General features: G+C 74.7%; 13 protein-coding genes. 4 read left to right on the forward strand and 9 right to left on the reverse strand.

Going from position 1 to position 15724, the window contains the following annotated elements; all coding sequences use genetic code 11:
• Together DNL40_RS09510 and DNL40_RS09515 are read left to right on the forward strand one after the other, a co-directional pair.
• Window positions 1–534 (forward strand): OST-HTH/LOTUS domain-containing protein (locus DNL40_RS09510; RefSeq protein WP_281268454.1); only part of this gene is annotated, 534 nt, incomplete at its 5' end.
• A gap of 133 nt (window positions 535–667) precedes the next feature.
• Window positions 668–1318, forward strand: a complete 651-nt coding sequence (locus tag DNL40_RS09515) for a lysophospholipid acyltransferase family protein (protein ID WP_111251023.1) — start codon at window positions 668–670, stop codon at window positions 1316–1318.
• A 45-nt stretch (window positions 1319–1363) separates the two neighbouring features.
• Here DNL40_RS09515 and DNL40_RS16750 read toward each other — a convergent pair whose 3' ends face one another.
• Together DNL40_RS16750 and DNL40_RS09525 are read right to left on the reverse strand one after the other, a co-directional pair.
• Entirely contained in the window at window positions 1364–2560 is a 1197-nt protein-coding gene (locus tag DNL40_RS16750) for an App1 family protein phosphatidate phosphatase (protein WP_245885820.1), read from the reverse strand.
• Between the two features lie 56 nt (window positions 2561–2616).
• On the reverse strand, window positions 2617–3489 hold the full coding sequence (locus DNL40_RS09525) for an LLM class F420-dependent oxidoreductase (RefSeq protein WP_111251024.1): 873 nt from the start codon (window positions 3487–3489) through the stop codon (window positions 2617–2619).
• A 271-nt stretch (window positions 3490–3760) separates the two neighbouring features.
• On the opposite strand from DNL40_RS09525, the gene DNL40_RS09530 reads away from it, so the two are divergent.
• A complete protein-coding gene (locus DNL40_RS09530) occupies window positions 3761–4213 on the forward strand; it encodes a DUF4383 domain-containing protein (RefSeq protein WP_111251025.1) in 453 nt (150 codons plus the stop codon).
• Between the two features lie 101 nt (window positions 4214–4314).
• Here the strand turns inward: DNL40_RS09530 and DNL40_RS09535 are convergent, their stop codons facing one another.
• The 6 genes from DNL40_RS09535 to DNL40_RS09560 all read right to left on the reverse strand — a co-directional run bounded on the left by DNL40_RS09535 (window position 4315) and on the right by DNL40_RS09560 (window position 13847).
• The gene (locus DNL40_RS09535) at window positions 4315–5970 is read right to left on the reverse strand and encodes an NAD-dependent epimerase/dehydratase family protein (RefSeq protein WP_111251026.1); all 1656 of its coding nucleotides are present in this window, start codon (window positions 5968–5970) and stop codon (window positions 4315–4317) included.
• Between the two features lie 49 nt (window positions 5971–6019).
• Window positions 6020–6652, reverse strand: coding sequence for a DNA-3-methyladenine glycosylase I (locus DNL40_RS09540; RefSeq protein WP_111251027.1), 633 nt, complete (start codon window positions 6650–6652; stop codon window positions 6020–6022).
• A 128-nt stretch (window positions 6653–6780) separates the two neighbouring features.
• Window positions 6781–7845 (reverse strand): helix-turn-helix domain-containing protein, encoded by a 1065-nt coding sequence (locus DNL40_RS09545; protein WP_218926032.1) that lies wholly within the window; start codon window positions 7843–7845, stop codon window positions 6781–6783.
• A gap of 136 nt (window positions 7846–7981) precedes the next feature.
• Entirely contained in the window at window positions 7982–8509 is a 528-nt protein-coding gene (locus tag DNL40_RS09550; RefSeq protein ID WP_111251028.1) for an O-acetyl-ADP-ribose deacetylase, read from the reverse strand.
• A gap of 20 nt (window positions 8510–8529) precedes the next feature.
• Entirely contained in the window at window positions 8530–8850 is a 321-nt protein-coding gene (locus tag DNL40_RS16755) for a PspC domain-containing protein (protein ID WP_111251029.1), read from the reverse strand.
• Between the two features lie 152 nt (window positions 8851–9002).
• Window positions 9003–13847 (reverse strand): DUF3418 domain-containing protein, encoded by a 4845-nt coding sequence (locus tag DNL40_RS09560; RefSeq protein WP_425450771.1) that lies wholly within the window; start codon window positions 13845–13847, stop codon window positions 9003–9005.
• Window positions 13848–14005: 158 nt separating this feature from the next.
• Between DNL40_RS09560 and DNL40_RS09565 the strand changes: the two genes are divergently transcribed.
• On the forward strand, window positions 14006–14854 hold the full coding sequence (locus DNL40_RS09565; RefSeq protein ID WP_111251030.1) for a siderophore-interacting protein: 849 nt from the start codon (window positions 14006–14008) through the stop codon (window positions 14852–14854).
• Between the two features lie 31 nt (window positions 14855–14885).
• On the opposite strand, the gene DNL40_RS09570 is transcribed toward DNL40_RS09565, so the two are convergent.
• The gene (locus DNL40_RS09570; protein ID WP_111251031.1) at window positions 14886–15212 is read right to left on the reverse strand and encodes an STAS domain-containing protein; all 327 of its coding nucleotides are present in this window, start codon (window positions 15210–15212) and stop codon (window positions 14886–14888) included.
• Window positions 15213–15724: the final 512 nt, after the last annotated feature.

Genomic DNA, 15724 nt, shown 5'->3' on the forward strand with positions numbered 1-15724 from the left:
GCCGCGGCCGAGGCCGTCGGCGAGCTCGACCTCGCCGTCGGCGACACCGACGGCGACGGCGAGCAGCCGCCCCTGGAGGTGCAGGTGGCCCAGACCCTCGCCAACCTCCAGTCCTCCACCAGCGGGGCCGTCACCGCGTCCATGCTCAAGCGGACCCTGGTGCGCAAGGACCCCACCTTCTCCGAGGCGGACTACGGTTTCCGCACGTTCGGCGAGTTCCTCCGCTTCCTCGCCGACCGTGGGTTCGTCGAGCTGGCCCAGGGCCCCGCTGCCGGCGACCCCGAGGTGTCCCTGCCCGCGCAGGGCGACTCCGACCAGACGTTCGCCCTCGTGCGCGACGTCGTCACCGAGGCCGACGGGCCCGTGGCGCTCTCCGGGCTCAAGAACCGCCTGCGCAAGCGCCGCCCCGACTTCTCGGAGAAGGCGCTCGGCTTCCGCGGGTTCCTGCAGTTCTGCCGGGCCGCGGAGGCCGCGGGCGCCGTCGTGCTCACGTGGGACGACGACGCCGACGACTACCTGGTCACCGTGGCCTGACGCCAGCACGGCGAGCAGGGGCCCCGCCCGGCGGACCGCCGGGCGGGGCCTGCCGCTTCCTGGACCCGGTACGCGCGCCGGGCCGGCTCGCAGGGGGTGTCACCCCGCTCGTGGGACGGGGCACAATGTCCCGGTGACCTACCGCCTGCTCCGCCTGATCCTGTCGCTCGTGGCGTACGTCCTGCTGCGGCCGCAGGTGACCGGGCTGCACAACGTGCCGCGCCGCGGGCCGGTGATCCTCGCCAGCAACCACCTGTCGTTCATCGACTCGGTGATCATCCCGCTGGTGGTGCCCCGCCAGGTCACGTTCATCGCCAAGGCCGAGTACTTCACCGGCCACGGGATCAAGGGCCGCATCTCCCGCTGGTTCTTCACCACCATGGGCCACATCCCCGTGGACCGCGGCGACCCGCGCGCCGGGCAGCGCTCGCTCGAGGACGCGCTCGTGGTGCTCAAGAACGGCGGTGCGTTCGGCATCTACCCCGAGGGCACCCGCTCGCGCGACGGCAAGCTCCACCCCGGGCACACCGGCGTCGCCTGGCTGGCCCTCGCCGGTCACGCACCCGTGGTGCCCGTGGCCCTGCGCGGCACGGACAAGGTGCAGCCCGTGGGCCGCCGCCTGCCCCGCATCTACCGCGGCGTCCAGGTGCACTTCGGCGCCCCCATCAACCCGACGCGCCAGCTGACCGCCGGGGTGCGCCCCGCGCAGGCGCGCCGTGAGCTGACCGACCAGGTCATGGCCTCGATCCACCGCATGAGCGGTCAGGAGCTCGCCTCCCGCTGAGCCGGCGCCCGGCCCCGCCTGCCGAGAGTCCGCCGCGGTCCCCGCTCACCCGGGGCCGAGCAGTCCGGGCACCCCTTCCAGCCGTGCCGCCAGGGCGTCCCCGTCCGGGCCGACGACGACGGGCACACCGTTCACCGTGCCGCCGTCCGGCCGCCGGGCCGGGTTCGCGGTTCCCGAGCTCAGCACCCGCTCTGCGGGTGTGAGCGTGCGGATGGCGACCGCGGCCACCTGGCCCGGCCGCTCGTCCACCGCGGCGGAGTAGACCTCCGGGTCGTGCTGGCCGTCGTCGCCCACCAGCACCCACCGCACGTGCGGGAACGTGTCCATGAGCCGCGCCAGCGACGTCGTCTTGTGCTCCGGCCCGCTGCGGAACCAGCCCGTCTTGGTGGGGCCGAAGTCCGTGAGGAGCAGCGGCCCGGGCGGGAACGCGTGGCGGGCGAGGAAGCGGCGCAGGGTGCGGGCCGTGTTCCACGCGCCGGAGGACAGGTAGACGAACGGCGCGTCCTGGTGGGCCTCGGCGAGGCGCCGGTAGAGCCGGGGCATGCCGTGCACGGGGCGGCGCGTCGCCGTCGGCACCACGAGCGTGTTCCACGCCGCCACCAGCAGCCGCGGCACCGCGGTGATCATCGCGGTGTCGTCGATGTCGCTCACCACGCCGAGACGCACGTCGTCACCGACCACGAGCACGGGCGCAGTGGCGTCGGAGGCGTCCTTGCCGGCGACCGTCGCGGTCTGGGTCCCCGCAGCCTGGACGCCGTCCCGTACACCGCCCGGGGCGCCGGCGGGCGCCTCGCCGCGCCTCGGGAGCTCGCCCCGCGCGGCGTCGTCGGGGCCGACGGCCCGCAGCGCGGCCCGCTGCCAGCCGGGCGGCAGCGCGGCGTCGTCGGGCAGGTCCACCTCGACGTCGACGTAGCCGGCCCGGTCGGCGACCGTCTCGACGCTCGTGCCGCCCACGGTGACCACGACCCGCTCGCCCGGCGCCGGCACGGTCAGGTAGCTGCGGAACCCGCGCCGTGCGGGCTCGCGCGGCCCGCCGCCCCGGCGGTGCGGTGACAGCAGCACGCGGGCGAGCACGCGCACGCGGTGCGGGCTGCCGTACCCGGTGTAGGCCTCGACACGGGGCAGCCAGCCCGCCCACCGTCGCAGCGTGCGGCCGGCCACGTCGAGCACGCGGTCCTCGACGACGGCGGCCAGGTGCGGTCGCTGGGTCTCCTGACGTGGGGGAGCGGTGGGTTCGGGCACGGCCCCACCCTGGCATCAAGGCCGGAGCCTCGCGCGTCGCTGCACCACGACGTCGCTCAGAGCTCGCGCACGCGCTCCACGGCCGGTGCGACGGCGTCACGCACCCACGCGGCCGGCGACGTCTCCGGCGGAGCCAGGATCACGGTGTCGACGCCGAGCTCCGCCAGCGGGCGCACCTGCTCGACGAACCCGTCGACGTCGCCCTGCAGCAGCCGCGCGCCGTCGCTCAGGGTGGTCACACGGATCTCGGAGAAGTCGCGGCCCACGTCGTCGCAGTGCGCCCTGAGCACGTCGAGCTTGTGGCGCAGGGTGTCCGGGTCGGAGGCGAACAGGTTGCAGGCGTCGGCGTGCTGGGCGACCAGGCGCAGGGTCTTCTTCTCGCCCGAGCCGCCGATCATGATCTCCGGCCTGCTCAGCGGCTGCGGCCGGTTGAGGGTCTCGGCCAGCCGGTAGTGCTTGCCCTCGAACGGTCCGTCGTTCTCCGGGTCGTACATCTGCCGGGCGATCAGCACGGCCTCCTCGAGCATCTCGAACCGGTCGCGCAGCGGCGGGAACGGGACGCCCAGGCCGGCGTGCTCCTCCTCATACCAGGCCGCACCGATGCCGTAGGTGGCGCGGCCGCCCGAGAGCACGTCCAGCGTGGCCACGATCTTGGCCAGCAGGCCGGGGTAGCGGTACGTCACCCCGGTCACGAGGGTGCCGAGCTGCACCGTCTCGGTATGGCCCGCGAGGAACCCGAGGGTCGTGTACGCCTCGAGCATCGGGTCCGACGCCGGGAAGCCGGCGCGCATCATCTGCCAGTAGTGGTCCATGACCGAGATCCAGCCGAGGCCGGCCTCCTCGGCGTAGGACGCGGTGTCGGCCAGCTCCTGGCGCAGGGCGGCGGGCTCGACGGAGTCGAAACGCATCAGGTGGGCACCGAGCTTCATGATCGGATCATCCGCCCGCAGGGGGTGCCTCGCGCAACGGTCCGGGGAGAACTGGTGGTCGGTTCCCCTGGGCGCGGAACCGGGAATACTCCGCAGACCGGGCGCGCTCCCCGCTCCGGCACGCGCCAGAGCAGCCGCTCCGGGGCGCCGGGTGGCGCCCTGACGTGCGGGTGGACCCGGCCGGACCGAGGGTGAGCGGGTGTCCAGAAGCGGCGCGTCGGCGGCAGGACCAGGCGCTACGCCCTCCTGCCGTGCACCCAGGAGGAACCTCATGACCGTCCCGACCAGCCCCAGCCACGCCACGACGAACACGACCCGTCGGTGGCCGCACCAGTGGATCGCCCTCGTCGTCGGCGTCGTCTACCTGCTGGTGGGCCTCGCCGGGTTCGCCGTCACCGGGTTCGACGGCTTCACCGAGCACGACCACTCGCAGACGCTGATGGGCTTCGCGATCAACCCGCTGCACAACATCGTGCACATCCTCATCGGCGTGCTCGGCGTGACGCTCTGGCGCACGCCCAGCGGGGCCCGCACCTACGGCTGGATCCTCGCCATCGGCTACGGTGCGGCGTTCATCTACGGCCTGATCGTGGTCAACAACCCCGACGCCAACATCCTCAACATCAACGGTGCCGACAACGTGCTGCACGTGCTGAGCGCCGTCGTGGGTCTCGTCATCGCGCTCTGGCCGCGCCGTGAGGGCTCCGCCACCAACCACGGCTGACGCACGCCGACGGCGCCGCGACCGGTGCCGGAGCTGCGGAACGCGGGGGTGCCCCGGCTGGTGCCGGGGCACCCCCGCGATCGTCTCGCGACCGTCTGCCGTCAGGCGTCCGTGCCGCTCGCCCCGGCGTCCTGCGACAGCTGCTCCGACCTACCCTCGCCTCCGCCGTGCTCGGCGTCCGCCCGGAACGCGGCCGCGCGCACGTGCGCGTGCACGCGATCGAGCACCTCGATCTGGGACCGGGCGAGGTCGATCAGCTCCCGGAACTGTGCGGGATCGAGTCCCAGCTGCTCGGCGTGCTCCTCGAGCGTCTGCCAGCCGCCGATCTTGCCCAGGACGGCGGCCCGCATCAGCTCCGTCTCGAGCACCGCGGTCATGGGAGACCCCTCGAGCGCCCGTCCGTTGAGCTTGAGGCGGCCCACCCGCTCACCCACCCAGGCCGCCGCCTGGCGGTACGGCCGCCGGCGGACGCCCAGCAGCCCCAGCATGTCGCGGTACATCTCGCGCTCGGCGCGCAGCTGCTCCACCAGCTCGGCGAGCTCCGCCTGGAACGGCACCTCCTCGTACGTCTGCGACATGCGCTCCAGCCGTTGCAGGCCGGCGGTCGCGCCCGTGAGGTGGTCGGAGAGGTAGAGGCCGAGAAGATCGCGGTCGATGTCCGGCGGGATGCCCGGGGTGTCGCGCAGCCGTCGTACCTGCATGACGGCGTCGCCCGCCGGCCGTGGCAGCGCGGGGCGCAACGGGGCGGTGCGCTGACCGCTGCCCCTGCCCATCGCGGCCAGCAGCTCCTGGACCGCGGCGGCCGCGGTGTGCGCCGGCCGCCAGCCCAGCTCGTCGCGGATGCGGCGGGTGTCCATGACCGGCACCGACATGGCCATGTCGACCCACCCGGGGTCCGGGCGCACCGCCCGCGCCTGGTACGCGAGGGCCAGGGCCGCGCGGACGGCGGGCGGCGGCAGCTCCACGAGCCGCCCGTGGTCGACGATGTGGGCCAGGTCCTGGCCGCGCAGCAGGTCGTCGGCGGCCACGTTGAACGCACCGCCCGCGCGTTCCAGGACGATGCGCCGGTAGGCGTCGGCCAGGTCGTCGGCGTGCACGGCCTGCACGCGCAGCCCTCGGGGCAGCGGCAGGAACGGTGGCCGTCCCTGGGTGAGCAGCCGGACGGGCACGGCGGGGCCGAGGAAGTAACGGACGATCTCCTGCGCGGCGTCGCCCTGGAACACGAGCCCCGGCCGCACACGCGTGACCGTCAGACCGGGGTGAGCACGCTCCACCTCGTCCAGGACGCGCTCCTGCGCCGCCTTGTCCACCGCGTAGTGGGACGTGGGGATGCCGTCCGTGGGCCAGTCCTCCGTGCGCGGCTCGTCGTCCTCCACACGGGAGTACGCACCGATCGACGAGGCCACGACCAGGTGCGGCACCCCGGCCCGCAGCACCGCCTCCGCCACCCGCCGGGTGCCGTCCACGTTGGTGCGCCGCAACAGCTCGCGCTCGCGGTTGGGCTGGATGAGCCAGGCCAGGTGCACCACGGCGTCCGCGCCCTCGAAGGCCTCGGCCAGCCGAGCGGTGGCGGGCCCGTCCGGCTGGTACGACGCGACGTCCGCGACCACCCACTCGGCGTCCTTGTACGGCTCGGCCGTGCGGTCGGGCAGCCGCCTCGCCACCCCGACCACCGACGTGACCTTCGGCTCGGCGACGAGAGCGCGCAGCAGCGCCGTTCCCGCGTTCCCGGTGGCTCCCACGACGACGACTCGCATGCTTCACCGTCGCTCGCCGCCGGGTGACTCGCACCCCCGCGACCGGTGCTCAGGCCAGGTTGCTCGAAGACCTCCCGAGAGTGACCGGGCAGGTGCTCAGGTGATCGTCCACCAGCCCGCACGCCTGCATGGCCGCGTACGCCGTCGTCGGGCCGAAGAACCGGAAACCCAGCTTCTTCAACGTCTTGGCCATCGCGACCGACTCGGGGGACGTGGCCGGCACCTGCTCCCACGTGGACGGGTTGCCGCCCGGCCGAGGGTCGGGGGCGAACGACCAGACCAGCTCGTCGAGCGTGCGGCCGTCGGCGTGCAGCGCCAGCACGGCACGGGCGTTGGAGATCGTGGCCTCGATCTTCATGCGGTTGCGGATGATCCGGGCGTCACCCATGAGCCGGGCGACGTCGCCCTCGCCGAACGCAGCGACCCGCTCCGGCTCGAACCCCTCGAAGACCTCCCGGAACGCGTCACGCTTGCGCAGCACGGTGATCCAGGCGAGCCCCGACTGGAACCCCTCGAGGGCGATCCGCTCCAGCAGCGGAGCCTCCCCGTGGACGGGTATCCCCCACTCGGTGTCGTGGTACGCCTCGTAGAGGGGGTCGCCGTCACCGAAGCAGCGGCGACCCGGCTCTGGTGCCGGTGCGGCGTCGTCGGGCACCGCGGCGGGGGTGGTCGTCTCCGTCATGGGTCCAGCCTGCCCGCAACGGCCGACATCGTGCTGCCGCGGCCCCCCACCCTGGGGACTCGAGCGCCCGGCCCGTGGCGGGGGCAGGGTCCGGGGCCAGGGGCACGGCGGAGCAGTGCCGGGCGGCGTCAGACCCAGCCGTGCCGGGCGGCGTGGGATCCGAGCTGGGTGCGGGTCGAGACGCCCGCGCGGTCCATCAGGGCACGCAGCCGCCGCTGCACCGTGCGCGCGGAGGTGCCCACCTGCGCGGCCATCGCGGCGTCGGTCAGGCCCGAGAGCATGAGCTGGAGGATCAGGCGGTCCTGCGCGGCGAGCGTCGAGGTGGCGGCCAGGTACGGGCGGGCGGTGCGCCACACGCTCTCGAACAGCTCGTCCGCCAGGAGCAGCAACGGTCGGCGCAGCAGCACCGCGAGGTGCGGGGAGAGCTGCACGAGCGCCACCTCGTCGTCGGCGATCGCGAGCTTGACCAGGCGCTCGTCCACCACGCGGATCTCCGCCCCCTCGGCCATCCGCCGCTCCAGGGCCGTCACCGCGGCGGGCTCGGCGAGGAACGCGCTGTCCACCACGATCCGGTAGGCGACGCCGGGCCGCGTGCGGGTGCGCACGGACGCGACGGGGACCTCACGGGAGCCGGGCGCGTCGGTGGCTCCGGCGGGTGCTGTCCGCGGCCCGGTGCCGGTCCTCTCCTGCGACGGGGTGCCGGCCACGCGGGGCTGCTCCGCCGCGTCTGCCGGGTCGAACGTGGTGCTCACGGGCACCGCCCGGTTCGCTCCGGACTGGAACGCCCGCACCGTGCGCCGGGCGCTCGCCTCGAGCTCCACCAGCCGGTGAGCCTGTGCCTCCAGCCCTTCCACCAGCTCGACGCGCTCGACGCCGGCCCGAGAGGCGCGCTCGCGGTGGTAGAGGTCCACGAGGTCGGCCACGTGCGTCTCGGCCTGGCGGAGCCGGTCGCGGGAATGCTCGAGGAGCGGGGAGAGCACCAGCTCGGGCGGTGCGGGGCTCCAGGTGAGGCGGTCGCGTGCGGGCTGGACGAGCCCGGCGGCCTCCAGCCGCCCGAGGGCTGCACGGACGAGGTCGACGTCCTGGGAGAGGCGGGCCGCGACGTCGTCGGCGGTCGCGGGGTCGAGCATCACGACGGCGCGCAGCACCGCCTCGTCGTCGTCCCCGACGGGGAGCCCGAGCGCGCTCAGCATGGTGACGATTATTCGCCATGTCGGACTCTCGCCACACCTACCTCTCCCCGAGCGACGCGCTGACCTGCACTCTTGTCCCCAGCGCTGCGGCGCTGCCTCGGTGGCCGCAGGGGGGCCACCGAGCCCGAGGCCGGGGTCAGCCCTCGGCGAGAGCCCGGGTGAACGCCGCGAGCAGCGGCTCGCCGAACAGGACGAACCGGACGTCCTCGACGTCGTCCGCCCCCGGAGCCGCGGACCATGCGCGTACCGCCCGCACCGCCACAGAGGCGACGTCGTCGGGTGCCCAGCCGTACACCCCCGCACTCACCGCGGGGAAGGCGACGCTGCGCGCGCCGAGCTCGGCCGCGACGTCGAGCGAGCGCGCGAAGCACGACGCCAGCAGGGCCGGGTCCGTCTCGCCGGCGTGGCGGTTCGGGCCCACGGTGTGGATCACCCAGCGTGCCGGCAGGTCGAAGCCCGGCGTGGCGACGGCGTCCCCCACGGGCAGGCCGCCCGGCAGGGAGGTGCGCCGCAGCTCCCTGCACGCCTCGAGCAGGCGTGGCCCGGCGGCGGCGTGGATCGCCCCGTCCACCCCGCCCCCGCCCAGCAGGGAGGAGTTCGAGGCGTTGACGATCGCGTCCGCGTCCACCCGGGTGATGTCGCCGAGCTCTGTGGAGATCCGCACCGCTCGACGGTAGCGCGGCCTCAGGCCGGCGGGGCGGGCGGGACCACGGGGTTGCGGGACCAGAACTTGTGCTCGTCCGGCACCGCGGCCCACAGCACCAGGTAGGCGATCACCTGGGGGCCGGGAAGGAACACCGAGGCCACGGTCAGCAGCCGCACCGCGGTGCGGTCCCAGCCGAAGTAGTCGGCGACGGCGGCGCACACGCCGCCGATCATGCGCCCGTCGGCCGGGCGGAAGAACGGCCTGCGCGGCTTGGCGGCCGGGGGTGCGTACTGGGGGTGCGGCTGGCCGTAGCCCGGGTGCGGGCCGGAGGACTGGGGGATCGGGTTCTCGGTGCTCATGCTCTCCAGGCTCGCCGTCGCGCCCCGGCGGGCGATATCCGGTGGCGCCCTGATCCGCCCCTGATCGCGAGCGGTGGTTCCCCGAGTCTCGTCCCTGTGAGCTGGTCCCGGAGCGTGGGGGTGCCGGCGTCGCGCGGGACGCCGACACCCCGCTACCAGCCGCTGGGGGAGAGGATCTTGCGGATCCGCTTCTCGCTGACGGGCCCGTCGGTGCCGAGCTGCTGCGCGAACAGGGAGACCCGCAGCTCCTCGATCATCCACCGCACCTCGGCGAGCTCGGCGGCCCGTGCCGGGTCGGCGGGGCCGGCGGCGTAGGTGGCTCGCGCCTTGGCGTACGCCTCCTCGACGTCGTGCACGCGCCAGGCGAGCTCGGCGTCGCGGTGCGGGTTGCTCTGCGCCTTCTCGAGCCGGTACGACGCCGCGCGCAGGTAGCGCACCAGGTGGGGCAGGCGCCGCGGTGGTGTGGCGGTGACGAAGCCGTCGTGGACGAGCGTGGCGGCGTGGTCGCGGACGTCCTGGAGCGTGTTGAGCAGGGCGAGCGACGAGGTGGCGCGGACCTCGCCCTCCAGCGTGCGCCAGGCGGCGAGGGCGGCGACGACGTGCCCGGCGACACGGTACGTCTCGTCCTCCAGGTGCCGGCGCACGTGCTCCTTCGCCGCCTTGTACGTCTCAGCGCTGCGGATCTGTACAGCATCTGGGCCGGCGGGCGTGCCCGGCGCGAGGTCGGTGTCCCCGCTGGTCAGCGCCACGACAGCGGCGAGCTGCAGGTCTCCCGCCAGCGCGTCGGTGCTCCGGTACGGGCTGGCCGCGAGCGTCAGCGCCTGCTTGCCCGTCCACCGGGAGGTGACCCGGCCGGCCGCCAGCGCCGTCTCCGACAGCAGCAGCCGCCGCACCCCTCGCGCGTGCGTCGGGGGCTGCTCGGCGGCGTCCGCCAGGATGCGCAGCGCCACCGTGGGCTCGTGGCGCGGACCCGGCTCCTCGACCAGCGCCGGGTAGCCGCGCACGACGACGCCGCCACCGAGGTCGGTGGAGACGGCATGGGGCAGGGTGCCGTCGGGCAGGTCCTCGGGCCAGGTGGTCAGCCCGGTGCGCTCGGCGACAGCGGGCCCGACCGGCGCTTGCGCACCCGGCGGGGCCGTGCCCACGCCGGGCCCCTTGCCGCCACCGCGACCTGGTGCACCGTCGGCGTCCGCGCCCGGTCGCGCAGCCGCAGCACGCGCCTCCTCCAGCGCGACGCCGACGGCGCCCTTGACCGCCGCGCGCACGGCGGCCTCGGCCTGCGGGGCCAGGCGGCGCTGCAGCGACAGCAGGTCCTTGGACTCGTCGAGCACCACCGGCCCCGCAGCACGACCACCCCGCGCGCGGCCCCTGCCGCGGCCACCCGACGTCGTCGTGCCTGCCACGTCCTCCACCCGGAACGTCACGCGCAGGTGGGCGGGCAGCCGCTCCACGCGCTCGGCGTCCCACACGTCGTCGGGCACCACGACGTCGCGCAGGCGTCGCACCGCACGCGAGAACGCGGCGTGGAACGGCTCCGCCATGTCCCCGGCCCGCGTCATGTCCTCCCACGTCGGAGTGTTCTCCCGCAGCCACGCGGCGACCTCGCGGCCGACGTCGGGCGCCGGGACGAGCTGCACGCGCACCGCCTTGGGCAGCGAGCGGATCGTGGCCACGCACAGCTCCTCCAGGAGCCCGGGGACCATCCAGTCGAAGCCCGCGGGGGAGAGGCGGGGCAGCACCGAGAGCGGCACGTGCACGGTGACGCCGTCGGCGTCCTGCCCTGGCCGGAACTGGTACGTCAGGGGCAGCGTGACCTCGCCCTGCGTCCACGCCTCGGGGAACTCGGAGGGGTCCACGGCCTCGACGTCCACGAGGTCCTCGAGGCGGAAGGTGAGCAGGTCCGGCTGGTCGTGCCGGGCCTTGGACCACCAGCGGTCGAAGTGCCGGGCGCTGACCACGGACGAGGGGATGCGCTCGTCGTAGAAGGCGAACAGGTCGTCCTCCGAGGCCACCAGGCCGCGCTGGCGCGAGCGCGCCTCGACCTGCTCGGCCTCCTCCAGCAGCCGCCGGTTCTCCGCGAAGAACGGGTGGTGGGTGGTCCACTCGCCCTGCACCAGGGCGTGGCGGATGAACATCTCCCGCGCGGCCTCCGGGTCCACCTTGGCGAACAGCACCGGCCGGTCGCTGACGATGGGCACGCCGTACAGCAGCACCTTCTCGGTGGCCATCGCGGCGCCCTGCTTGGTGGACCAGTGCGGGTCGGAGTAGGTGCGCCGGGCCAGGTCGCCGGCCAGCTCCTCGGCCCACTCCGGCTGGATGCGCGCCACGTCCCGGGCCCACAGGCGGGAGGTCTCCACCAGCTCGCCCGCCATGATCCAGGCCGGCGGCTTCTTGCTCAGCGGCGACCCGGGGAAGATCGCGAACCGGGCCCCACGGGCACCCAGGTACTCGTTGCGGGCCCGCTTGGCGGCCTGGCGCAGCGCGCGGGCACGGGCCTCGCCCTTGAGGTGGGCCACCGAGGACGCCTTGATCTCGCCCGTGTCCTGCATGCCGATCTGCGAGAGCAGGCCCGCGAGCAGGGCGCGGTGCACCGTCTCGCCGTCCCACTCGCGGCGCAGCTCGCCACGCACCGGCTGGTCACCAGCGGTGCTCGTGCCCGTGCCCGTGTCAGGACCAGCGCCCGCAGAACCCTGCGCCGCCTCTGACACGAGGGTGCGCGGGGCGCGGGCCTTGTACGACATGTCGATGCCCAGCTCGCCGGACATCTGCCGCAGCTGCGCCACGACGTCCTGCCACTCGCGCACGCGCAGGAAGTTCAGGTGCTCGGCCTTGCACAGGCGGCGGAACGCCGAGCTGCTCAGCTCGTGCTGCTGCTCGCGCACGTACTCCCACAGGTTCAGGTAGGAGAGGAAGTCCGACGTCGGGTCCACGAACCGCGCGTGGAGCTGGTCGGCCCGCTCGCGCACCTCGGCCGGGCGCTCGCGCGGGTCCTGCACCGAGAGCGCTGCCGCGATGATCGCCACCTCACGGGCCACCCCCAGCCGGGAGCCCTCGATGATCATCCGGGCCAGGCGGGGGTCCATGGGGAGCTGGGCGAGGGTGCGCCCGACGGCGGTGAGCCGCGTCGTCGTCGCGCCCGCCGTGGTGCCAGAAGCCGTGGTGCCAGAAGCGGCGCCCGCAGCGCCCTGCGCCGGTTCGGGGACGGTCTCGAGGGCACCGAGCTCGCGCAGCAGCGTCACGCCGTCGCGCACCGCCCGCGTGTCCGGCGGCTCCACGAACGGGAACCGCGCCACGTCGTCGGGCGTCTCCACCACGCCCACGGAGATCATCTGCAGCAGCACCGACGCCAGCGAGGTCCGCAGGATCTCCGGCTCGGTGTACTCGGGCCGGTTCTCGAAGTCCTCCTGCGAGTACAGGCGGATCGCGACGCCGTTCGCCACGCGCCCCGAGCGCCCCGAGCGCTGGTTGGCGCTCGCCTGGGAGATCGGCTCGATGGGCAGCCGCTGCACCTTGGTGGCCTTGGAGTAGCGCGAGATGCGCGCCAGACCCGTGTCCACCACGTAGTGGATGCCGGGCACGGTCAGCGACGTCTCGGCCACGTTGGTGGACAGCACGATGCGCCGGCCCGGGTGCGCGGAGAACACCCGGTGCTGCTCGGCCGCCGAGAGACGCGAGTACAGCGGCAGGATCTCCACGTGGTCCGGGCGCCTCGCGTCCCGCGTGCGCTCGCCGAGGTGGCCCTCGAGCGCGTCCATGGCGTCGTGGATCTCGCGCTCGCCGGAGAGGAACACGAGGATGTCCCCGGGGCCCACGGCCATCAGCTCGTCGCACGCCTCGACGATGCCCGTGACGAGGTCCTTCTCCTCGCCCTTGCCCTTGCGGAGCCCCGAGTCGGGGTCCACGTCGGGGGAGAGGGGCCGGTACCGGATCTCGACCGGGTAGGTGCGCCCCGAGACCTCCACCACGGGCGCACGGTCCCTGGGGTCGCTCTGGTCCTGCGCTGCGCTCCCGGCGGCTGCCTCGCTGCGCTCGGCCCCCACCGTCCGCTGTGCTCCGGCCCAACGCGCACGGTCCCTGGGGTCGCTCTGGTCCTGCGCTGCGCTCCCGGCGGCTGCCTCGCTGCGCTCGGCCCCCACCGTCCGCTGTGCTCCGGCCCAACGCTCCAAGGAGGAGGGCGAGAAGTGCGCCGCGAACCGCTCCGAGTCGATCGTCGCGGAGGTGATGATCACCTTGAGGTCCGGGCGGCGCGGCAGCAGCCGTGACAGGTAGCCGAGCAGGAAGTCGATGTTGAGGGACCGCTCGTGCGCCTCGTCGATCACGATGGTGTCGTACGCCAGCAGGTCCGGGTCGCGCTGGATCTGCGCCAGCAGGATGCCGTCGGTCATGACCTTGACGAGCGTCTGCTCGCTCGACTGGTCGGTGAACCGCACCTGGTAGCCCACGATCTCGCCGAGCGGGCTCTGGAGCTCCTCCGCGATGCGCTCGGCCACCGAGCGGGCCGCGATGCGCCGCGGCTGCGTGTGCCCGATCTGCCCGGCACGGCCCCGCCCCAGGTCGAGCAAGATCTTCGGCAGCTGTGTCGTCTTGCCCGAGCCCGTCTCGCCCGCGACGACCACGACCTGGTTCTCCGCGATCGCCCGCGCGATGTCCTCGCGCCGGGCGCTGACCGGCAGCTGCTCCGGGTAGGTGATCGGGGGCACGACGACGGCGGCCCGCGCCGCCGCCAGCCGCTCCAGGTGCTCGCGGGAGACCCGCCGGGGGCCACGCTGCCGGTCCTGGCCCCGCTGGTCGCCGCGCTGCTCGCGCGGAGCGTCCGGGCGGGCGTCGTCGCGCCGCCCCCGGCCGCGGTTCCCCCGACGACGGCGCTGGCCGCCCTCGCGCACCGCCTCGCCGCCCAGCCGTGCCTCCCCGCCGGGTGCCGCGGCGGGCCGGGTGCCGCGCTCGCGCGAGGCACCGCCGTCGGCGGCGGGCGTGGAGGAGGAGGGGGAGGTGCTCACGACCGTCCATTCTCGCAAGAGACGCAAGGGGATTCCTCGCTGTTCGCGCTCGGCCTGCGCCTGGCGGTCCGGTCCGTGCCTGCGTCCGTCCCCAGGTCCGCGCCGGGGGTGCCGGCGGGCACGCCCCGGGTCCCCGCGGGGCGTGGTGGAATCGAGGGGTGCAGCCCCGCCCCCGCACCCGCCTCGACCTGGTCCCCCGCCGCGTGCGCGTGCACGCCGTCCAGGAGCTCTCCGGTTCCCTGCGCCGCATCACGTTCCGTGACGTCGACGGCGCGGACCCGGCAGCGCCGACGTCGCTCGCCGCGCTCCGGGCGCCCGGCCCCGAGGACCACGTCAAGGTGTTCCTCCCGGACCCGGCCACGGGCGAGCTGCACGCGCCGTGGGTCGCCCCCGACGGCGGCCTCCAGCGCCCCGCGGACGGCGTCTCCGTCTCCCGGGACTACACCGTGCGCGCCACCCGCACCTCCGGCGGCGTCGCCGAGGTGGACGTCGACTGGGTGCTGCACGGCGACGAGGGCCCCGCCTCCGCGTGGGCCGCTCGGGCGCAGGCGGGGGACGAGGTGGTGCTCGCCGGACCGCGCGGCAGCGTCGGGCTGCCCGATGGACTGTCCCGTCTCACCCTCGCCGTCGACGAGACCGGCCTGCCCGCCGCCGCGCGCTGGGTGGCCGCCGTCGGCCCGGGCGTGCCCGTCACCGCGATCGTGGAGATCGGCGACGACGTCGACGAGGCGTTCGTGGAGGCCGAGCTCGGCCACGCCTCGGTCGAGATCCTCTACCGGACCGACGGGCCGGGGCAGATCGAGGAGGCCGTGCGATCTCTCGGTGGCCTCGAGGACGGCGAGCACCTCGTCGCGCTGGGGGAGGCCGGGGCGCTCGTGCCCGTGCGCCGCTACCTGCGCCGGGAGCTCGGCACCCCGGCCGAGCAGCTCACCGTCTCGGGCTACTGGCGCCGCGGCGTCGTCAACCTGGACCACCACCTGCCGCTCGACCCGAGCGACCCGGACTGACCGGGCTGCGTGACTGGGCTGCGTGACCGGGCTACGCGGCGCTCGCGGTGCGGAATCGGCCTCCGAGGTCGCACAGCTCCAGCACGAGGCGGACGCACGGCGGTGGCAGCCGCAGCCGGATCCCGCCCCGCGCCGCCCCGTCGAGCCGGAGCAGCAGCCGCAGCCCGGCCACGTCGAAGAAGGTCACCCCGGCCAGGTCCACCACGGGCTCGTGGGCCGGGACCATGCCGTCCACGTGCTCGTCGCAGTGGTGCAGGGCGGCGGCGTCGAGCTCGCCGGTGAACGTCAAGCTGTCGGTGTTCGCGACGACGCCGTAGGCGCGCGGGTGCGGAGGGAGAGGGTGGGAGAGAGCGCTCATCAAAGGGGGTCCCCAAGGCTGGTGGGACGACGCCCGGTACTAGAGCGAACCTCGAGCCTACGTGGCTTTCTGTGAGACGGCTAGGGCTGGCCTGTACTCGCTGGGTACGGAGGTAGTAACCTCCGGCTCACCATGTCCGTCAGCTTCACGTGCCTGCTCACCGCGCGCCGCGACGTCGACCTTCGCCGGGTCGCCAGCGCGCTGTGTCGCTGACCCTTCCTCCGCCCCGTCGCCGTCGACGGGCGCCCTGAGGCAACCCCTCCTGTCGCGCTGAGCGCCGGCTGCCGCACCCACCGCCGCCGGCGGTGAGCCGCGTGCGGCCCTCCGGCCGCGTCCGCGCCGCTCCCCGCGTCGTCCACCGCGTCGTCCACCCGCGCGTCCGGACCTCGGCCCTCCTCTGGGCCGGGTCCGCGCACGGGCCGGTCGGACGGTGCGGTCGGACGGCGCGGTCGGACGGCGCCGGTGCGTCGTGCAGGACGGGTGCCCACCCCGACCCTCGCCCCTGGCTCGTC

The sequence above is a fragment of the Xylanimonas oleitrophica genome (genome assembly GCF_003244315.1).
Lineage (GTDB): Bacteria > Actinomycetota > Actinomycetes > Actinomycetales > Cellulomonadaceae > Xylanimonas_A > Xylanimonas_A oleitrophica.